A 16,297-nucleotide genomic window follows, 5' to 3' on the forward strand; every position below is an offset into this window, starting at 1 on the left:
TCGCTGCGCTCGGCCGGCGCTTCGCGGGGGCGCTGTGTCGATGATTCGCTCGCAAGCTCGCTCATGGCCCTACCCGGATCCACACCTGGTCATCGTCCACCCGCATGGGCAGCTGCTCGAGCTGGGCGCCGGGAGAGGAGAGACACTCGCCCGACGTCGCGTCGTAGCAGAACCCGTGCCACGGGCAGGTCAGTGTCCCGTTGGAGGCATCGATCAGCGCATCGTCGAGCGGCAGGCCCTCGTGTGCGCACTCGTTGCGGTACGCGGTGAGCCGCTGTTCGAGATTCACCACGATCACCTGCGCCTGCGCGCCGGACTGCGAGGTGAGGTCGAACCGGCTGATGGCGCCTTCCGGGATGGCGTCCGCGCTCGCGGCGCGCACCCAGCCCTCCTTCGCCGGGTCGGGCCCGACCCACAGGGCGTCGAGCGGGATCAGCGTCGGGGAGGGCTCGTTGGGTAGCACCTCCACCGCCGTGACGGCCGGCACTCCCTCGATCATGGCGCCCTCGACGAGGTTGCGCAGGGTCACCGAGGACATGGAGCACCCGTTGCAGGCGCCGGAGAGCCGGACGAACGCGGTGCCGTCCTCGATACGGACGAGCGTGACGTCGCCGCCGTGGCTCTGCAGCTGTGGGCGCACATCGACCAGCACCCGGTTCCCCAGGGTCATGGGGTCCGGCCGCACGATCTCGTGCAGCGACAGCAGCAGGTGCACGACCGGGTCGTCGACCAGGTCGAACAGCACCGGTCGGGCGGCGTCGTCGGCCTTCATCCGGCGCACGATCGTCACCAGACCCGCCCGATGGACTGCCTCCACCGCGGCCTTGAGCTCCTCGGCGACGGACCTGGCCGCAGGCTCCAGCCCGGCGAGCGCGCTCACCGCCCGATCGACGCGGCCGGCCAGCTCCTCGAAAGTGGGGTCGGCCCCGGTCGCGGCGGTCGGAGTCGCGTCCGGTGCGGTGGTGTCCGCCGATGTCTCGGCGACGGTCGTCGACATGCTCGTCTCCTCGTCAGTCCTGCGGGCGGTCGGCGGATCGATCGGCAGTGCGCGCGAGCGCGGCCTGGCGGGCGATCTCGTCCAGGACGCCGCGCACGGCGCGCACCGACTCCTCGTCGGTGTGCTCCTCGAAGAGGAAGCGCGCCTCGTACAGCCGTGCCTTGGCGTCGTCGAACATGCCGAGATGTGCCAACACGTTGCCCTGGTTCGACAGGACGCGGGCCCGGCCGAGCGGGTCGGTGTCCCGGTCGCGGGTCTGCAGTACCCCCTCGTAGAGCTCGACGGCCTCGACGAGGTTCTCGGCCTGGTGCTTCGACGGGGTGTAGACGAGGGAGTTGGCGAGGTTCAGCTGCAGGCTCGCCCACTCCGCCGGATGGTCCTCGCGGGTGTAGACCGTCAGCGCCGACCGCAGCGACTGGGCGGCGATGCCCAGTCGCAGCTGGCCGGACGCCTCGGTCATGGGCATGGTCAGGTAGGCGGTCGCCAGCCCAGCATGGGCGGCAGCCCATGTCGTCGGGGCCTCCTCGCGCTGCACCAGCTGGAGGGTGGAGTGGTAGTGCGGGATCGTCACGGCGAGCAGCTCGGGACGCTCCCGAGCCTGCTCGTGCAGAGCACCGGCGAGGCCGAGATGGATCTCCGCCCGACCGATGCGCAGGTCGGATGCGGCGGCCAGCAGCGTGAGTGCGAGCTCGAACCGTTGGACGCAGGCAGGGTCGTCCCGATCACGCAGGATCGATCCTGCCGCGCCGTGGAGCAGACCGGCCAGTGGCGGTGACACCGGTTCCGCCGACGCCACGGCTTGGTCCAGCAGCTCGATGGCGGCCGCGTCGTCGCCCGTGCCGAGCGCAGCGGTGGCCTGCGCGGACAGCACCATCGCCGCCAGCTCGCCGTCGAGCGATCCGACGTCGGGGGGCACGTCACTGCGTCCGAGTACGAACTGCACCAGGTCGACGAGCGGGCCGAGTGCGCCGAGCTCGGCGCGCAGCGCGTCCGGGTCCGCGGTGTCGGGGTCGAGGACGAACCGGTTGTACCGCGTCAGGGCATCGGCGGGGCCGTCGACGTCCAGGGCGGCGAGCGCGCCGTCCCGGTCGCCGGCCAGGCTGAGTTCGTGCGCCCGCAACGCCGCAGGCCAGCGGTCCGGCAGCCGCCCCGCCACCAGGTCGCGGCGGGCGGCGTCGTTCTCCTCCCCGCCAGGGACGAGCAGGTAGCCCAGCGGAAGCGGGAAGGCACCGAGCGGTTGCGGCCGGACGGCGGAGATCGATGGGTCGAGCGGTGTGGTGGTGGGGGACGGCGCGGTCAGTGCATCAGCCATTCAACGGTCCTCGAAGGTCTCGTTCGGCGGCGCGCTTGATCAGGCGGGCTGAGATCTGCGCGCGAGCCTCGGTCGCATAGGTGTCGATCCGCTCACGGACGATCCCGTCCGGGAAAGTGACGACGATCTCCACGGCCCACCGTCCGCGCTCGGGCACGATCAGCACCTGCACGTCCTCCGCCTCGTCGGTGGCCACGGCGAATCACGACTCCCGCTCCAACGGAATGCGCAGCGCCGCCTGCTCGTCGTCCCAGTGGGCGGGCCGGCGGCCGATCGGCACCTGGTCGCCAATGCCCTGGTCACCGAGCATCTCCCGAACCAGCACGGAGCGATCGCCCGCCGGGTTCCGTTGTTTGAGCAGGAGGCCGCCGCTGCGCGGACCGCGCAGCGGGATGAGCCAGAACTGACCCTCGCGGACTGCGGCCACCGCAGCGTCGGACGGGAACCGCGCTGCGGCGAGCTCCGCGTCCAGCCTCAGATAGCCGTCCTCGGTGAACTCGACGGTGGCATCGCCCGTGCCGGGGTCGGGCCGCAGCGGGGCAAGGTACTCGCGTTCGACGATCTCGATCACCTGCTCCAGTGCGGCCGTTGCGGTTTCGGACAGATCGGTCCCGAGGGAGACGTCGGCGACCTCGACGAGGAAGACGGTGATGTCGGTGGGGCAGTCGCTGCCGAGTGCCCAGCGGGCGAACGCGATCGCATGGTCCCACCGGAACGAGTGGGTGTGTAGGCCCTGCAGCGGAGGCAACTCCGCCAGCTCCGCGCCGGGCACCCGGAACAGGGTGCCCGGCGCGGAGCCCGTGGCCGCGGCGTCGACGATCACGACGCGCTCGGCGCCACGCATCTGGAAGGCGACGTCCATCCCGGCAGTACCGCCGTCGACGAGCCGGGCGCCCGACGGAACGCCGCGCTCCCAGAGGTGCCGGACGAGCACCGGCCCCAGCCCGTCGTCACCCCGCAGGAGGTTCCCGCAGCCGACGACGAGCACCGCACATCCGGGTGGCTCGATGTCGACGGCGGGAGCCGCCTCGGTGACGTGCTGTTCCGTGGACGTCGGGATCACACCATTCCGTTGATCACGAACTTGGACAGTTCCCGGCCCGACTTGCCGTCGTAGGCGTGCACCGTGCACACCAGGCAGGAGTCGAAGCTGCGTGCGACGTGCCCCAGCTCGACGGGGTCCTCCGGGTCGATGATCGGAGAGCCGACCAACGCCTGTTCGATCGGACCGAGGACCGCGGCGCCGTCCCGGGGGCCGATGTTCCATGCCGTCGGGGTGACCACCTGGTAGTTCTTGATCTTGTTGTCCTCGATGACGATCCAGTCCGACAGCGAGCCGCGGGCGGCCTCGGTGGAGCCGAAGCCCTTGCCGTCGGCGTGCTCGACGGGCTTGGTGTAGAAGCTCTCCTTGAGGTCGATCTGGTCGAGCCACTGCCGCGCCCACTTGTAGTACTTGGGCGCCTCGTGCATGCGGGCCAGCTGCCGCACGAACACGCTCGCACCGATCTTGTCGACCATGTCGACGAACAGACCGTCATTGTCCTGGTGGGCTGCGGCACCGGGACCGCCTGCCGCCATCCGGCGGGCGAGCGGGCCGGCCTCGAGCGGGATGTAGCCCCGGCCCGGAACGTCGTACCGGGGCGACTTGGCCCAGCTGTACTTGCCCTGCTTCGCGCCGTCGGCGGGGTCGATCGGGTTCGTCTCACCCTCGAAGGGGTGCAGCGAGCCGGTGCCCTCGTAGAACGAGTGCGTGACGTCCTCGGTGACCCTGGCCTGGTCGAAATCGTGCCACTGGCCGTCGGCGTACACGCCCTGCCGCCCGATCAGCGCCGCGTTGCGGCCGTCGATCGTCGGGTTCTCATACATGGACGGCTCGAAGTAGGTGCCGGTGGCCAGGAAGTTGCCGACGCCGCGGCCGTACTTGTCCAGGCCGACGTCGAGGCAGTAGCGGATGAAGAACCCGCAGTCGCTGTCGTGCTGCGACTCGTTCTCGTCGACCCAGGCGAGCACGTCCTCCCAGGTCTCGTTGGCGAGCCACCGGTCGACGGAGCAGCCGAGCCAGTGCTTCTCGAGCCAGTTGTCCTTCCAGTGCTCGAGGATCGCGATCGAACGGGTGACGTCGGCCAGCGTCGGGGCGCACATCACACCGCCGGGGACCATGAAGCTGGAGTGCGGCCACTGGCCGCCGAAGATGGCGTAGACCTCGACCGGCTTGGCGGAGAGCACCACGCCGGGCTGGTAGCTGGTGCCCACGTACGGCGCGAACCGGCGGACCGCCTCGGCGTACATCGTCGACTTGGCATAGTTCTTGTTGGTGAGGTCGATCGCGAAGAGCGCGTAGAAGTAGCGCGGGATGGACTGCAGGGTCTCCATCGCCTGGCAGATGTTGCGGATCAGCGTGGCGTTGTGCGGCATGTGCGTGCGCCACGCGGTGTCGAGCGCGTACGCCGACTTGTACAGGTGGCTACCGCCGCAGATCCCGCAGATGCGGGGGCAGACGATGAGCCCCGCCTGCGGGTCCTTGCCCCGCAGGATGATCTCGAATCCGCGGAACATCGCGGCTTCGGTCCAGGCCGACGTGACGACGCCGTCCTCAATGGTCACTCGAACGTCGAGGTCACCCTCGACGCGGCCCAGCGGGCTCACGTGCAGGTCGAGCGCGGTCATGGTGGGTCCTTTCCGGACGACCGGGGTTCCAGGGGAGGGGTCGGTCAGACGACGAACATGTCCTCCTTGGACCACTGCGGTGCCGCGATGCGCGCTGCCGCGGCGTGGGCCATGTACGTCAGGTGGTCGCTGCCCTCGGGGACCTCCTTCGGAATCGTCCCGCTGACCTTCTGGGTCTTGAAGACGGTGCCCGGGGCGAGGTCGAAGTGGGGGAACTCGGGCTCGGTGCAACCCAGGCAGGGCATACCAGCACGGGTCTTGGACGACTGCCGGTTCCACAGGATCCGGTTGCACGGCGAGTGCGTCATCGGGCCCCGGCAGCCCATCTCGTAGAACAGGCATCCGGTGCGGGTGCCCTCGCCGAACGAGTATGTCGACTGCTTGTACTCGAAGAACTGGACCCGCGTGCACCCGGTCTGGGTGAACGACTTGAAGAAGGTCTCCGGCCGGTGCAGGTCGTCGAGCCTGATGTCGCCTGCTCGCCCGGTGGCGAGTGCGACGAGGATCTGGGTGATCCAGTCGGGGTGCGCGGGGCAGCCCGGAATGTTGATCACCGGGAGACCCATCTTGGAGGTGAAGTCCGGCCCGAGGAACCCGCCCTTGGCGCGTTTGTGGAACTGCAGCCCCGTGGAGGCGGACGGGTTGGGCTCCATCGCCGGGATCCCGCCCCACGATGCGCAGTCCCCGATCGCGACGACGATCTGGGCCTGCGCGGCGAGATCGGTCACCCAGTCCTTCATCGGGCGGTCGGCGAACATGTCCATCCGTCCGCTGCCGTCCGGTGCCTCGATCACGGAACCCTCGAAGACGAAGATGTCCAGCGGTCGGTCACCGTTCGCGCAGTCCCAGAACAGCTTCTGTGCGTTCTTGCCCAGCTCGAGGCCCAGCGATGGATGCCAGACCAGGTCGAGCCCGAAGTCGACGATCAGGTCGACGACGTTCGGTTCCTCTGCGTTCAGGAACGACATCGTGTTCCCGCTGCACGCTCCTCCTTGGAACCACAGCACGGAGGCCATGGGTACTCCTCTCCTTCGGATCCGCATCGACGCGGGCCGCAGTGGTGAAGGCAGCGGTGAACGCTGCCGACGTCAGGTCGAGCCGGGTACGGGTGAACTCAGGGCAGCTTGCGGCCGAGGGCCTTCGCGACCTGGATCAGCAGGCCGAGACCCCGCGCGACGTCCGGGTCCTTGAGCACCCGGAGGAGGCCGAAGGCACCGGTCGGCGCGGACGGCGACTTCGCGTCCGCCTCCTTGGCCTCCACGAGTGCCTCGCCCATGAGCTCGAGCGTCGTGGCGGTCCGGCGGTCGGTCATCAAGCTGGAGGTGAGCAGGGCGTTGAGCGTTGGCGTGGCCCCGGCGAGGCCGCTGGAGAGCGTGGTCAGGCTGGCGAGCAGCGCCTTGACGTCGACGCCGGCCAGTGGGGACGGCGTCGATCCCGCTGCACTGCGCAGCTCGTGCACGCCGTCCACGACGGCCTCGGTGATGGTGTCGCCCCGGCGGAGGAAGCCGTCGAGGCCGGTGACGAGCATGGCCAGTAGATCCGCGTGGTCCAGGACCTGGCCGAGTGCCGCGGCGGTCCCGGGATCGTCCAACCGCTCCAGCAGGTCGGTGCCCGGGGACCGAGCTACGAGTTGACCGTTCACGGCCACGGGAAGCCTCCTGCGTCGGTTGGTTCGGGTCTGTGAGCTGACGCACACGGTAAGCAGATACACCCGCTCGGCCTATCGTTTCCACGCAGCAACTATCAGGATCGCGCAGAGCTTGTGGAACCGATGCGAGCGCCTCGTCGATCGGTCTTGCATATGAGCGCCGCCGACCCGGGCGGCTACCGTCGGATCGCCCCGCGACACCGCCGGGACGCCGCGCCGTGACGCCGGATGTCTACGGCTCGGCGTCGTTGATCGGTCGGGTCGCGACCACGGGACCTGGGCCGGCGTGCCCCACGTTCGACGACATCGCCACCGCCGTACTCACCGCCGGTGACGGCCAAGGATGCGCCGACGCGGCGCTACAGGATCACCTGACACTCGGCAGGCAGACGTTCCGCGCCTGCCATTCTGGTGGCGCCGAACCACAAGTACCCGCACATGTTCCGGAGCGCCGACCTGGTGCTGCTCACCAAGATCGACCTGCTCCCGTACGTCGACTTCGACGTCGCGCGGTGCGCCGAAGGAGCGCGGCGGGCGCGGCCGGGCGTCGAGGTACTGGAGGTGTCGGCAACGCGCGGCGACGGTCTGCCGGAGTGGTAGGCGTGGGTGCGAGCGACCTGCACGTGACGGGCCGCGCGGAGCCGGTCAACGGCCGGTCGCCCGACTCGGATCGGCTGCGCGCACGCCGTTGCCACCTGATCTGCCACCAGCTCGACGCGCATCGGCCGATACCCCGGATCCGTTCAGCTCCTCGCACCTCCGCACCCGCGCGTAGCGATCGAGGAACACGTGCAGCGCCTCGTGCACGTGGGCCAGGTCCTGGGCCCGCGCATCCAGGCTGGCGATTCCTTCCCGGGTGATCGAATACGTGCGCCGGGCCGGCCCGACGTCGGATGCCTGCCACTGCGACCGCACCAGCCCCTGGCGCTCCAGCCCCCGCAGTGCCCGGTACACCCCGCCCGCGTCGCCGTCGACGTCGTGCATGGTCCGCAACCGGGCCGCGAGCTCGTAGCCGTGGTCGGGACATTCGCGCAGCAGGAGCAGCAGGCACGGTTGGATGAAGTTGCGCGGTTCCAGGTCGGACATGTGTCAGGTCCCGGCATCGTCGGTGGTGGTGGACGTCGAGCGGGCGTGGATCACCCAGCGAGGGCACGCCATCGACCTCACGTCGGGCTCGGTACGGGTGGGGCTCAGGGCAGCTTGCGGCCGAGGGTCTTCGCGACCTGGATCAGCAGGCCGCGACCGCGACCGACGTCGGGGGCCTTGAGCGCTCCGAGCAGGGCGAACGCGCCGGTTGGTGCCGTGGGCGATCTCGCGTCCGCCTCGGTGGCCTCCACGAGTGCCTCGCCAAGGAGTTCGAGTGTGGTGGCGGTGCGGGGGTCGGTCATCAGCGCGGAGGTGAGCAGGGCGTTGATGGTGGGTGCGGCTCCGGCGAGGCCGCCGGACAGAGTGGTCAGGTCCGCGTGGTCGAGGAGCCGGCCCAGTGCCGCGGCGGTGCCTGGATCGTCGAGGCGTTGCAGCAGGTTGCTGCCCGGGGACCGCGCCACGAGCTGACCGTTCACGGCCACGGGAGCCTCCGTCCGTCGGGTGGGTCCGATGTGTGAGCTGACACACACGCTAGGCAGATGCACCGGCTCGGCCTATCGTTTCCGCGCAGCGACTATCAGGATTGCGAAGAGATTGTGTCTTTGATGCGAGCTGTTGCTGCTCAGACTTGCATTGTGGTGCTCGTGACCAGGGGATTCGCCGACGTGGGACGCCGGAGATGACGTCGAGGCTGTCGAGGCTGCGGTTCATCGACGCCCGGCGCACCGCCGGTCCGGTCCGCCGCAAGGTCCGGTCCCGCGGCGTTCCGCCCGCACTGGCCCAGCACGAGATCTTCTACTCGGAGGACGTGCGCTCGGCCGCCCAGATGCTGGGCAAGGTGCTCTCCCCCGGTTCGCTCACACTGTTCAGCCCGGGTGAGCGGGGGTTCGCGGCGAGCCTGTTCGGCGTGCGGCTTCGCGATATCAGCATGCTCTACCTCGACCTGACCGTCGCCGCAACGCTCGACATCCCGGTCCTCGGTCCGTACTTCACGATCTGCATGCCGACCAACGGCCGGGTCATGTGCCACGGGAAGGAGATCACGATCGAGGCGAACACGGTCCAGGCGCTGGTCACGAGCCCCGGCCCGGGCGTCCGGATGGAGTTCGGCCACGACTCGCCGGTCCTGGTGATCCGCATCGAGGAGCCGCCACTGGCCGCGCACCTCACCAGGCTGATCGGGAGGACCCTGCCGCACCCCATCGCCTTCGAGCCGGCGTTCGACCTCGCCGAGGAGGCGGCGATGCGGTGGAACACGGCGGTGCAGCTGCTGCACGCGGAGGTGTACTACGCAGGCTCGCTCGTCCAGCGCGGTCAGGGGATCGGTGCGATCGAGGAGCTGCTGATGAGCAGCCTCCTGCACCTGCAGCCCTCCAACTACCACCACGAGTTCACGACGCCCGTGGTGCGCGCCGAACGCCGGGTGATCACGGAGGCGACCGACTTCATCGAGGCGCACCTGAGCGAGCGGATCACGCTGGAGATGATCGCGCGCAGCGTCCACCTGAGCGTACGATCCGTCCAGCAGGCCTTCCACGACGAGCTGGGCCTCAGCCCCGTCGCCTACATCCGCGAGCGACGCCTGACGCGTTCCCGCGAGGAACTCACCGATGCACTGCCGACCGACGGCGTGACCGTCACCAGCGTCGCTCAACGCTGGGGCATGCACCACCTGGGCAACTTCTCGGTCGAGTACCGCAAGAGATGGGGCGAGACGCCGTCGGAGACCCTGCGCCGGTGACCCCGCCGCCCGGACTGTCCGCTGAACTCAGGAGGTCGACGTGCACGAGCTCTCGATCTGTCGTGCCATCACCAAGCTCGTCGAACGCCACGCGGCGGGCAGCACGGTCCGTACCGTCCGGCTCCGGGTCGGCGAGCTGCGCCAGATCGTTCCGGACACGCTCACCTACTGCTGGGAGCTCGTGACGGAGGGTTCGGATCTCGAGTCGGCGACGCTCGAGATCGAGCGCGTACCCGCGGCGATCCGCTGCGCTGGATGCTCTCACGAACACACCCTCACCGAACCGGTTCTCGTCTGCCCGAATTGCCAGGGTAAAGACGTCGAGATCGTGGCCGGCGAGGAATTCCTCATCACTTCTCTCGACCTCATGGAGGTATGACGCTCGTGGGCCGTTTCCACAGACACGACGAGAACCACAACGACCCCGGGAACGGCCATGGCCACGGCCACGACGCCCCCGTCGGAGATCACTCCGGATACACGACCGGGTCCGATCGGATCGAGATCCTCGAGCGCATCTTCGACGAGAACGACCAGACCGCGGACGCGAACCGGGCGGACTTCGATCAGGCGGACGTCCTGGCCGTGAACCTGATGTCGTCCCCGGGCGCGGGAAAGACCGCGCTCCTGCGGCAGACGCTCATGCGACTGCGCAACCACCTGCGGGTCGGCATCGTCGAGGGCGACATCGAGACGAGCATCGACGCAGACCGCCTGACGGGCCTCGGCGCTGAGGTCGCACTCCTCAACACCGCGAACGGCTTCGGCGGCGAATGCCATCTGGACGCACCGATGGTCCGTTCCGCCCTGCCCCGGCTCCCGCTCGGTGACCTGGACCTGGTCATCGTCGAGAACGTGGGGAACCTCGTGTGCCCGGCCGAGTTCCACGTCGGCGAGCACAATCGGGCCATGGTCTACTCGATCACGGAGGGCGAGGAGAAGCCGCTGAAGTACCCCGTGATGTTCCGATCCGTCGATCTCGTGCTGGTCAACAAGGTGGACCTGCTCCCGCACCTCGACTTCGACATCGAGGCCTTCTACCGCAACCTCCGGAACGTCAATCCGGGCGTCGAGGCCATCGAGACGAGCGCACGAACCGGATCCGGGATCGACCTGTGGTGCTCGTGGCTGACCGCTCGACACGCGGAGCTCGCCGCGGCCCGCGCCCTTCCCGCGAGCGCGGCCGGCATCTCCCCGGGCGCCTCCCCCGCATAGGTGATTCGGCGGGACCGATCGATCAGTTGACTGTCCACGATCGCTGCGGTGGCGCTCGGCACCGAGGACCGGACAGGAGTGACATGGCCCCCATCACCGAACGCGCGGCCAGACCCGCCCCGGATCGCAATCTCGCACTGGAACTGGTCCGGGTCACCGAGGCCGCCGCGATGGCCACCGGCCGCTGGGTCGGTCGCAACGACCCGGCCGGTGCGCTCACCGCAGCCGTCGAGGCGATGCGCGCCATGATCGGCACGGTCGAGATGGCCGGCACGGTGGTGATCGGCGATGGCCCCGACTGCGACACCGACGGTGAGGTGCGGCTCGCCCGCGGTGAGCTCGTCGGCGAAGGCACCGGCGCCGCCTACGACATCGCCGCCGATCCCGTGGACGGCATCACGTTCACGACCAAGGGGCTGGCGAACGCGGTCTCCGTCCTCGCGGTCGCGCCACGAGGGGCCCTGTTCGATCCGTCGGCCTGCGCCCGGATGGACGTGCTCGTCGCGGGGCGCGAGGCGCGGGAGCACGTCGACCTGCGACAGCCGGTGCGCGACAACGTGCAGCGGCTCGCGAAGGTGCGGCAGTGTCACGTGGAGGACGTCACGGTCGGCATGCTCGCTCGGCCCCATCACGAGGAACGCGCCCGCGAGGTGCGCGACGCCGGCGCGCGGATCCGCTTCCTCACCGGTGGTGAGGTCACCGCGGCCATCGTCGCCGCGAGCCCGCAGACCGGGATCGACCTGCTGATCGGCAGCGGCGGCACCGCGGAGAGCGTCATCGCAGCCTGCGCCGTCAAGTGCCTCGGTGGCACGCTGCAGGGCACACCGGCTCCGGCCGACGGCCCGGAGCTCGCGCGCCTGCAGGACGCCGGGATCGATGCGGAAGCCGTGCTCGACGTCGACGATCTCGTTCGCGGTGACGATGTGTTCTTCGTCCTCACGGGGATCACCGACGGCGAGCTCGTCCGCGGGGTCCGGTACGGACCAGACGTCGCGACCACCGATTCGCTGGCGATGCGCGCGCGCAGCGGCACCGTCCGGCGGATGCAGAGCGACCACCGGCTCGACCGGCTCGCCCGCTACAGCGCGGTCGACTACCAGTAGCACCGCCCACGGACGTCACGCACCGCGTGGCCACCGCACATCAGGTCGGAGCGCTCAACCGACATGCGAGACGAACAGAAAGAGGTGAACGGTGCGGATCGCGGACATTCTGACGTACAAGGGCCGGACGGTGCACACGGTTCTCCCGTACTCCGACGTGGAAGCGGCGGTGCACGCGCTGCACGGTGCCGGGGTCGGGGCACTGCTGGTGTGCGACGACGACGGCAAGATCTGCGGGATCGTGTCGGAACGCGACATCGTCCGTGCGCTGGTCACGCGCGGCTCGCAGCTGCTGAGGGCCTCGGTGGCGGACGTCATGACCCGCAATGTGGCGACCTGTGGGCCCGATGACTCGCTGACCCACGCGATGGCGCAGATGACTCGCGGCCGCTTCCGGCACCTGCCGGTGCTCGACAAGGGTGAGCTGGTGGGGCTGGTGAGCATCGGTGACCTCGTCAAGCACCGGCTGCGGGAGATGGAGCTCCAGACCGGGGTGCTGCGCGACCTCGTCATCGCCAAGAGCTGAGCACCGGGTCGCGGCCCCGGAGTGTCCGACGTGCTGCCGACCGGAGGTACATCCGATGGGGGTTGAGCCGGGAGCGTCGCGCGGCCTCGAGCAGCTACGCCGGACCGCGCGCCTTCTCGTCGGTGACGGGCGCGGGATCCTCGTCGCCGACGAGAGCCCCGCCGCGATGACGGTTCGCCTCGAGAAGGCCGGTGTGTCCTCGACACCGGGGAACCGCCGGGCGTTCCGCGAGCTCCTCGTCACGACCCCGGACCTGAACGAGGGGATCAGCGGCGTGATCCTCTGCGACGAGACGTTCCGCCAGCGGGCCTCGGACGGCCGGACATTCCCGAGGCTGGTGGGCGACCTCGGGATGGTGCCCGGTGTCGCCGTCGACACAGGCGTGCACCTGCTCGCCGGGACTGCCGGCGAGGCGATCACCGAGGGCGTGGATTCCGTCGGGCCGCGCCTGGCGCGGTACCGCGCACTCGGGGCCCGGTTCGCGAAGTGGCGCACCGTCTTCCAGGTCGGCGCGGGGCGGCCGAGCATGGCGGCGCTGCGCGCGAACGCCCAGTCGACGGCACGCTTCGCCGCGGCCAGCCAGGCCGCGGGCGTCGTGCCCGTCGTCGAACCCAGGGTTCTCGTGGACGGCGCGAACTCCCACAGTGAGTGTGCGGAGGCGACGCTGAAGATCCTTCGACACACATTCCGCGCGCTGGGCGACGCGCGCGTGGACGCGGGCGCCGTCGTGCTGCGGCCGACCATGGTGGTCTCGGGCGCGTACACGAGGCGACGCTGCTCTCCCGCCGCGGTGGCTCGGCGCTGCGTCAGGACTCTCGTGGCCGCGGTCCCGAACGAGCTTGCGGGCGTGGCGTTCATGTCGGGCGGGTTGCCGCCGGCGGTCGCCGCCACGAACCTTGCCGCGATGCAGGGCGTGGACGCCCCGTGGCCGCGCACCTTCGCCTTCGGCGGCGCACTCGTCATCTCGCCGCTGCTGGCGTGGCTCGGCGAACCCGCTCGCGTGGCCCTCGGGCAGGCGGTGCTCTCGGTGGGTGTCGAGCGCACCGTGCGGGGCCTCGCGCCCGCCCGACCCGCCAGGCGCCCGTTCGCCTGAACGCCCCGACCCGCGCGTCACCCCGAGCGCACCGTCTTGCCCGCGGCGTCGTCGCCGAACACCCGGCTGGCCAGCAGGTCCTCCGGCTCGATCGTGGTCAGCGCCGCGAGGTCGACCATGGGGTCCGCCCGGGCGACGAGCCTGCGCGCCTGCCGCAGACGGGCCCGCTCCATGGCGTTCCGGACGCTGCGCGCGTTGGCGAACCAGGGTTGCCCGACGCGCCGCTCCAGGTACTCGCGCAACACCACGCGCGCCTGATCCGACAGGCCGTAGGACAGCTCGCCGGTCATCCCGACGGCGATCTGTTCCAGCTCGGTGACGGTGAAGTCCGGGAACGTGACGTGGTGCGCGATCCGGCTCTGCATGCCGGGGTTCGCCGCGAAGAACGTGTCCATCCGGTCGGCGTACCCGGCCAGGATGACCACGAGATCGTCGCGGTTGCTCTCCATCACCTGCAGCAGGATCTCGATCGACTCCGAGCCGTAGTCGCGGTCGTTCTCCACCTTGTAGAGGTAGTACGCCTCGTCGATGAACAGCACGCCGCCCATGGCGCGCTTGATGACGTCCTTCGTCTTCGGGGCGGTGTGGCCGACGTACTCGCCGACGAGATCATCGCGGGTGACGCTCACCAGGTGTCCGCGGCGCACGTAGCCCAGCCGGTGCAGCAGATCGGCCATCCGCAGCGCGACCGTCGTCTTGCCGGTGCCCGGGTTGCCGGTGAAGCACATGTGCAGGGTCGGGCGGGTGGCCACGATCCCGTACCGCTCGCGCACGCGGTCGACCAGCAGCAGGGCCGCGACCTCCGCGATGCGCGTCTTCACCGGCGCCAGGCCGACCAGTTCGGTGTCGAGCCGCTCCAGCACGTCGTCGATACCGGACTCCCGGCGCGCCGCGGCCAGGTCGACCACGGCGCCCGGGGGCAGGAGCTCGACGCGTTCCTCGTCCTCGACGGCCGATCCGAAGGCAGGTCGTGGGGTGCCGCTCTGCGCGGTCGACACGTCACTCCGGCCGGTACCGGTCCCCGGAGGGACGGTCGGTGGCGTAGGCGCGCGTGGTGTAGCGGATCCGGCGGTCCTCGACCTCCTGTCGCTCGAGCCGGAAGCCCGGCTCCTGCGCCGGCCGCTGCACGATGAACGACAGCGCGGTGGTCTGGCGCCCCAGCCGTGCGTCGTAGGCGTTGAGCCGGACGTAGTGGCCGGGCTTGGCCGCCCGGCAGGCGTTGACCTCCATCAGCACCCCGGCAGGGTCCTTGAGGTCGAACATCGGCAGGCCCCACATCTCCCAGTACACGTTGCGCGGGTGGGGGTCATCGGTGAACTCGACCGACAGCGGCCAGTTGTTGTCGATGCAGTACTCGATCTGTTTGGTGATCTCCTCGTCGGTGAAGTCGGGCAGGTACGCGAAGGTGCCCTGGGTGACACGCATGTTCTGGCTCCTCAGAGGGCGGTCGGCGTCGAGACGACGTCGGCGGTGTCGGTGGATTCGTAGTCGAAGGTGATGTCGCCCCAGGTGGCCAGGGCCATGTCGAGGGACCGGCACTTCGCGGCCGCCTTCTTGAGGATGTCCGGGCCCTCCGCGGCGTAGTCGCGGCCCTCGTTCCGGGCCTTGACCATCGCCTCCAGCGCCACCCGGTTCGCTTCGGCACCGGCCGCGATCCCCATGGGGTGACCGATCGTGCCGCCACCGAACTGCAGGATGACGTCGTCGCCGAAGAGGTCCAGCAGCTGGTGCATCTGCCCGGCGTGGATCCCGCCGGAGGCCACCGGCATGACCGGGGCAAGCGACTGCCAGTCCTGGTCGAAGTACAGGCCCTTGACCGGGTCGGCGGGGATGTGGTCCGCGCGCAGGATGTCGTAGAATCCGAGGGTCGTGTTCTTGTCGCCCTCGAGCTTCCCGACGACCGTGCCGGCGTGGATGTGGTCCACCCCGGCCAACCGCATCCACTTGGCGATCACCCGGAAGCTCACGCCGTGGGACTTCTGCCGCGTGTAGGTGCCGTGTCCTGCGCGGTGCAGGTGCAGGATCACCCCGTTCTTCCTGGCCCAGTTCGCCATCGACTGGATCGCGGTGTAGCCGACCGTCAGGTCGATCATGACGACGATCGAGCCGAGCTCCTTGGCGAAGTCCGCCCGCTCGTACATCTCCTCCATCGTCCCGGCGGTGACGTTGAGGTAGTGGCCCTTGATCTCACCGGTCTCGGCCTGGGCGCGGTTGATCGCCTCCATGCAGAACAGGAAGCGGTCCCGCCACCGCATGAACGGCTGCGAGTTGATGTTCTCGTCGTCCTTGGTGAAGTCCAGGCCGCCGCGCAGCGCCTCGTAGACGACGCGCCCGTAGTTGCGGGCCGACAGGCCCAGCTTCGGCTTGGTGGTGGCGCCGAGCAGCGGGCGCCCGTGCTTGTTCAGGTACTCGCGCTCCATGACGATGCCGTGCGCGGGACCCTGGAACGTCTTCACGTACGCGACGGGGATCCGCATGTCCTCCAGGCGCAGCGCCTTGAGCGGCTTGAACCCGAACACGTTGCCGATGATCGAGCTCGTCAGGTTGGCGATCGAGCCCTCCTCGAAGAGGTCGATCTCGTAGGCGATCCGCGCGATGTACTGCCCTGGCGTGCCCGGCACGGCCTCGACCGAGTAGCACTTGGCCTGGTAGTGGTCGTGGGCGGTGAGCCGGTCCGTCCAGACCACCGTCCACGTCGCGGTGCTCGACTCGCCCGCCACGGCGGCGCCCGCCTCCTCCGGCGGCACCCCCTCCTGCGGGGTGATCCGGAAGGCGCACAGGACGTCGGTGTCCTTCGGGACGTAGGGCGTGTCCTGTAAGGGTTGTGACCTGCCGTCGGTGATCATGACCAGGTGGTAGGGCGCGGGGAGCTGACCGACAAAGCCTGGACCCAGATCGAGCCGTTGCTG

19 protein-coding genes are annotated in these 16,297 nt (G+C 69.7%); 7 read left to right on the forward strand and 12 right to left on the reverse strand.

Going from position 1 to position 16,297, the window contains the following annotated elements:
* Positions 1–61: 61 nt before the first annotated feature.
* The 7 genes from CFP66_RS45565 to CFP66_RS45595 all read right to left on the reverse strand — a co-directional run bounded on the left by CFP66_RS45565 (position 62) and on the right by CFP66_RS45595 (position 6,624).
* Complete coding sequence (locus CFP66_RS45565; RefSeq protein WP_094931728.1) at positions 62–997, reverse strand: NifU family protein; 936 nt, start codon at positions 995–997, stop codon at positions 62–64.
* A gap of 13 nt (positions 998–1,010) precedes the next feature.
* Positions 1,011–2,309 carry a hypothetical protein gene (locus CFP66_RS45570; protein WP_198962134.1) on the reverse strand — a complete coding sequence of 433 codons (1,299 nt, stop codon included), beginning with the start codon at positions 2,307–2,309 and terminating at the stop codon, positions 1,011–1,013.
* Positions 2,302–2,505, reverse strand: coding sequence for a hypothetical protein (locus tag CFP66_RS45575; protein WP_094931730.1), 204 nt, complete (start codon positions 2,503–2,505; stop codon positions 2,302–2,304). Before CFP66_RS45575 ends, CFP66_RS45570 begins: the two co-directional genes overlap by 8 nt.
* Before the next feature lie 6 nt (positions 2,506–2,511).
* On the reverse strand, positions 2,512–3,372 hold the full coding sequence (locus CFP66_RS45580) for a hydrogenase maturation protease (RefSeq protein WP_094931732.1): 861 nt from the start codon (positions 3,370–3,372) through the stop codon (positions 2,512–2,514).
* Positions 3,369–4,976, reverse strand: a complete 1,608-nt coding sequence (locus CFP66_RS45585) for a nickel-dependent hydrogenase large subunit (RefSeq protein WP_094931734.1) — start codon at positions 4,974–4,976, stop codon at positions 3,369–3,371. The genes CFP66_RS45580 and CFP66_RS45585 overlap by 4 nt, the downstream gene beginning before the upstream one ends.
* 44 nt (positions 4,977–5,020) lie before the next feature.
* The gene (locus tag CFP66_RS45590; protein ID WP_094931736.1) at positions 5,021–5,992 is read right to left on the reverse strand and encodes a hydrogenase; all 972 of its coding nucleotides are present in this window, start codon (positions 5,990–5,992) and stop codon (positions 5,021–5,023) included.
* A gap of 98 nt (positions 5,993–6,090) precedes the next feature.
* Positions 6,091–6,624, reverse strand: coding sequence for a DUF1641 domain-containing protein (locus CFP66_RS45595; RefSeq protein WP_094931738.1), 534 nt, complete (start codon positions 6,622–6,624; stop codon positions 6,091–6,093).
* Positions 6,625–7,062: 438 nt separating this feature from the next.
* On the opposite strand from CFP66_RS45595, the gene CFP66_RS45600 reads away from it, so the two are divergent.
* Positions 7,063–7,224: a GTP-binding protein gene (locus tag CFP66_RS45600; RefSeq protein ID WP_094931764.1), complete on the forward strand. Its 162-nt coding sequence runs from the start codon at positions 7,063–7,065 to the stop codon at positions 7,222–7,224.
* 45 nt (positions 7,225–7,269) lie between these two features.
* Here the strand turns inward: CFP66_RS45600 and CFP66_RS45605 are convergent, their stop codons facing one another.
* Both CFP66_RS45605 and CFP66_RS45610 read right to left on the reverse strand, forming a co-directional pair.
* On the reverse strand, positions 7,270–7,710 hold the full coding sequence (locus tag CFP66_RS45605) for a helix-turn-helix transcriptional regulator (RefSeq protein ID WP_094931741.1): 441 nt from the start codon (positions 7,708–7,710) through the stop codon (positions 7,270–7,272).
* Between the two features lie 104 nt (positions 7,711–7,814).
* Positions 7,815–8,192, reverse strand: a complete 378-nt coding sequence (locus CFP66_RS45610; protein WP_094931742.1) for a DUF1641 domain-containing protein — start codon at positions 8,190–8,192, stop codon at positions 7,815–7,817.
* A 197-nt stretch (positions 8,193–8,389) separates the two neighbouring features.
* Here CFP66_RS45610 and CFP66_RS45615 point away from each other — a divergent pair, with 197 nt between their 5' ends.
* The 6 genes from CFP66_RS45615 (at position 8,390) to CFP66_RS45640 (ending at position 13,388) form a co-directional block, all read left to right on the forward strand.
* Positions 8,390–9,451 carry an AraC family transcriptional regulator gene (locus tag CFP66_RS45615; RefSeq protein ID WP_094931744.1) on the forward strand — a complete coding sequence of 354 codons (1,062 nt, stop codon included), beginning with the start codon at positions 8,390–8,392 and terminating at the stop codon, positions 9,449–9,451.
* Positions 9,452–9,491: 40 nt separating this feature from the next.
* On the forward strand, positions 9,492–9,830 hold the full coding sequence (gene hypA / locus CFP66_RS45620; protein WP_094931746.1) for a hydrogenase maturation nickel metallochaperone HypA: 339 nt from the start codon (positions 9,492–9,494) through the stop codon (positions 9,828–9,830).
* Positions 9,827–10,666, forward strand: coding sequence for a hydrogenase nickel incorporation protein HypB (gene hypB, locus CFP66_RS45625; RefSeq protein ID WP_094931748.1), 840 nt, complete (start codon positions 9,827–9,829; stop codon positions 10,664–10,666). The genes hypA and hypB overlap by 4 nt, the downstream gene beginning before the upstream one ends.
* An 83-nt stretch (positions 10,667–10,749) precedes the next feature.
* Positions 10,750–11,769, forward strand: coding sequence for a class II fructose-bisphosphatase (glpX, locus tag CFP66_RS45630; protein ID WP_094931750.1), 1,020 nt, complete (start codon positions 10,750–10,752; stop codon positions 11,767–11,769).
* A gap of 91 nt (positions 11,770–11,860) precedes the next feature.
* Positions 11,861–12,295, forward strand: a complete 435-nt coding sequence (locus CFP66_RS45635) for a CBS domain-containing protein (protein ID WP_094931751.1) — start codon at positions 11,861–11,863, stop codon at positions 12,293–12,295.
* A gap of 55 nt (positions 12,296–12,350) precedes the next feature.
* Positions 12,351–13,388 (forward strand): class I fructose-bisphosphate aldolase, encoded by a 1,038-nt coding sequence (locus CFP66_RS45640; protein ID WP_094931754.1) that lies wholly within the window; start codon positions 12,351–12,353, stop codon positions 13,386–13,388.
* 17 nt (positions 13,389–13,405) lie between these two features.
* Here CFP66_RS45640 and cbbX read toward each other — a convergent pair whose 3' ends face one another.
* The 3 genes from cbbX to CFP66_RS45655 are packed head-to-tail and all read right to left on the reverse strand — an operon-like array spanning position 13,406 to position 16,234.
* On the reverse strand, positions 13,406–14,386 hold the full coding sequence (gene cbbX, locus CFP66_RS45645; protein WP_094931756.1) for a CbbX protein: 981 nt from the start codon (positions 14,384–14,386) through the stop codon (positions 13,406–13,408).
* Between the two features lies 1 nt (position 14,387).
* The gene (locus tag CFP66_RS45650; protein ID WP_094931758.1) at positions 14,388–14,813 is read right to left on the reverse strand and encodes a ribulose bisphosphate carboxylase small subunit; all 426 of its coding nucleotides are present in this window, start codon (positions 14,811–14,813) and stop codon (positions 14,388–14,390) included.
* Positions 14,814–14,824: 11 nt separating this feature from the next.
* Positions 14,825–16,234 (reverse strand): form I ribulose bisphosphate carboxylase large subunit, encoded by a 1,410-nt coding sequence (locus tag CFP66_RS45655; RefSeq protein ID WP_094931759.1) that lies wholly within the window; start codon positions 16,232–16,234, stop codon positions 14,825–14,827.
* Positions 16,235–16,297 lie beyond the last annotated feature (63 nt).

Source organism: Pseudonocardia sp. MH-G8 (assembly GCF_002262885.1).
Taxonomy (GTDB): Bacteria; Actinomycetota; Actinomycetes; order Mycobacteriales; family Pseudonocardiaceae; genus Pseudonocardia.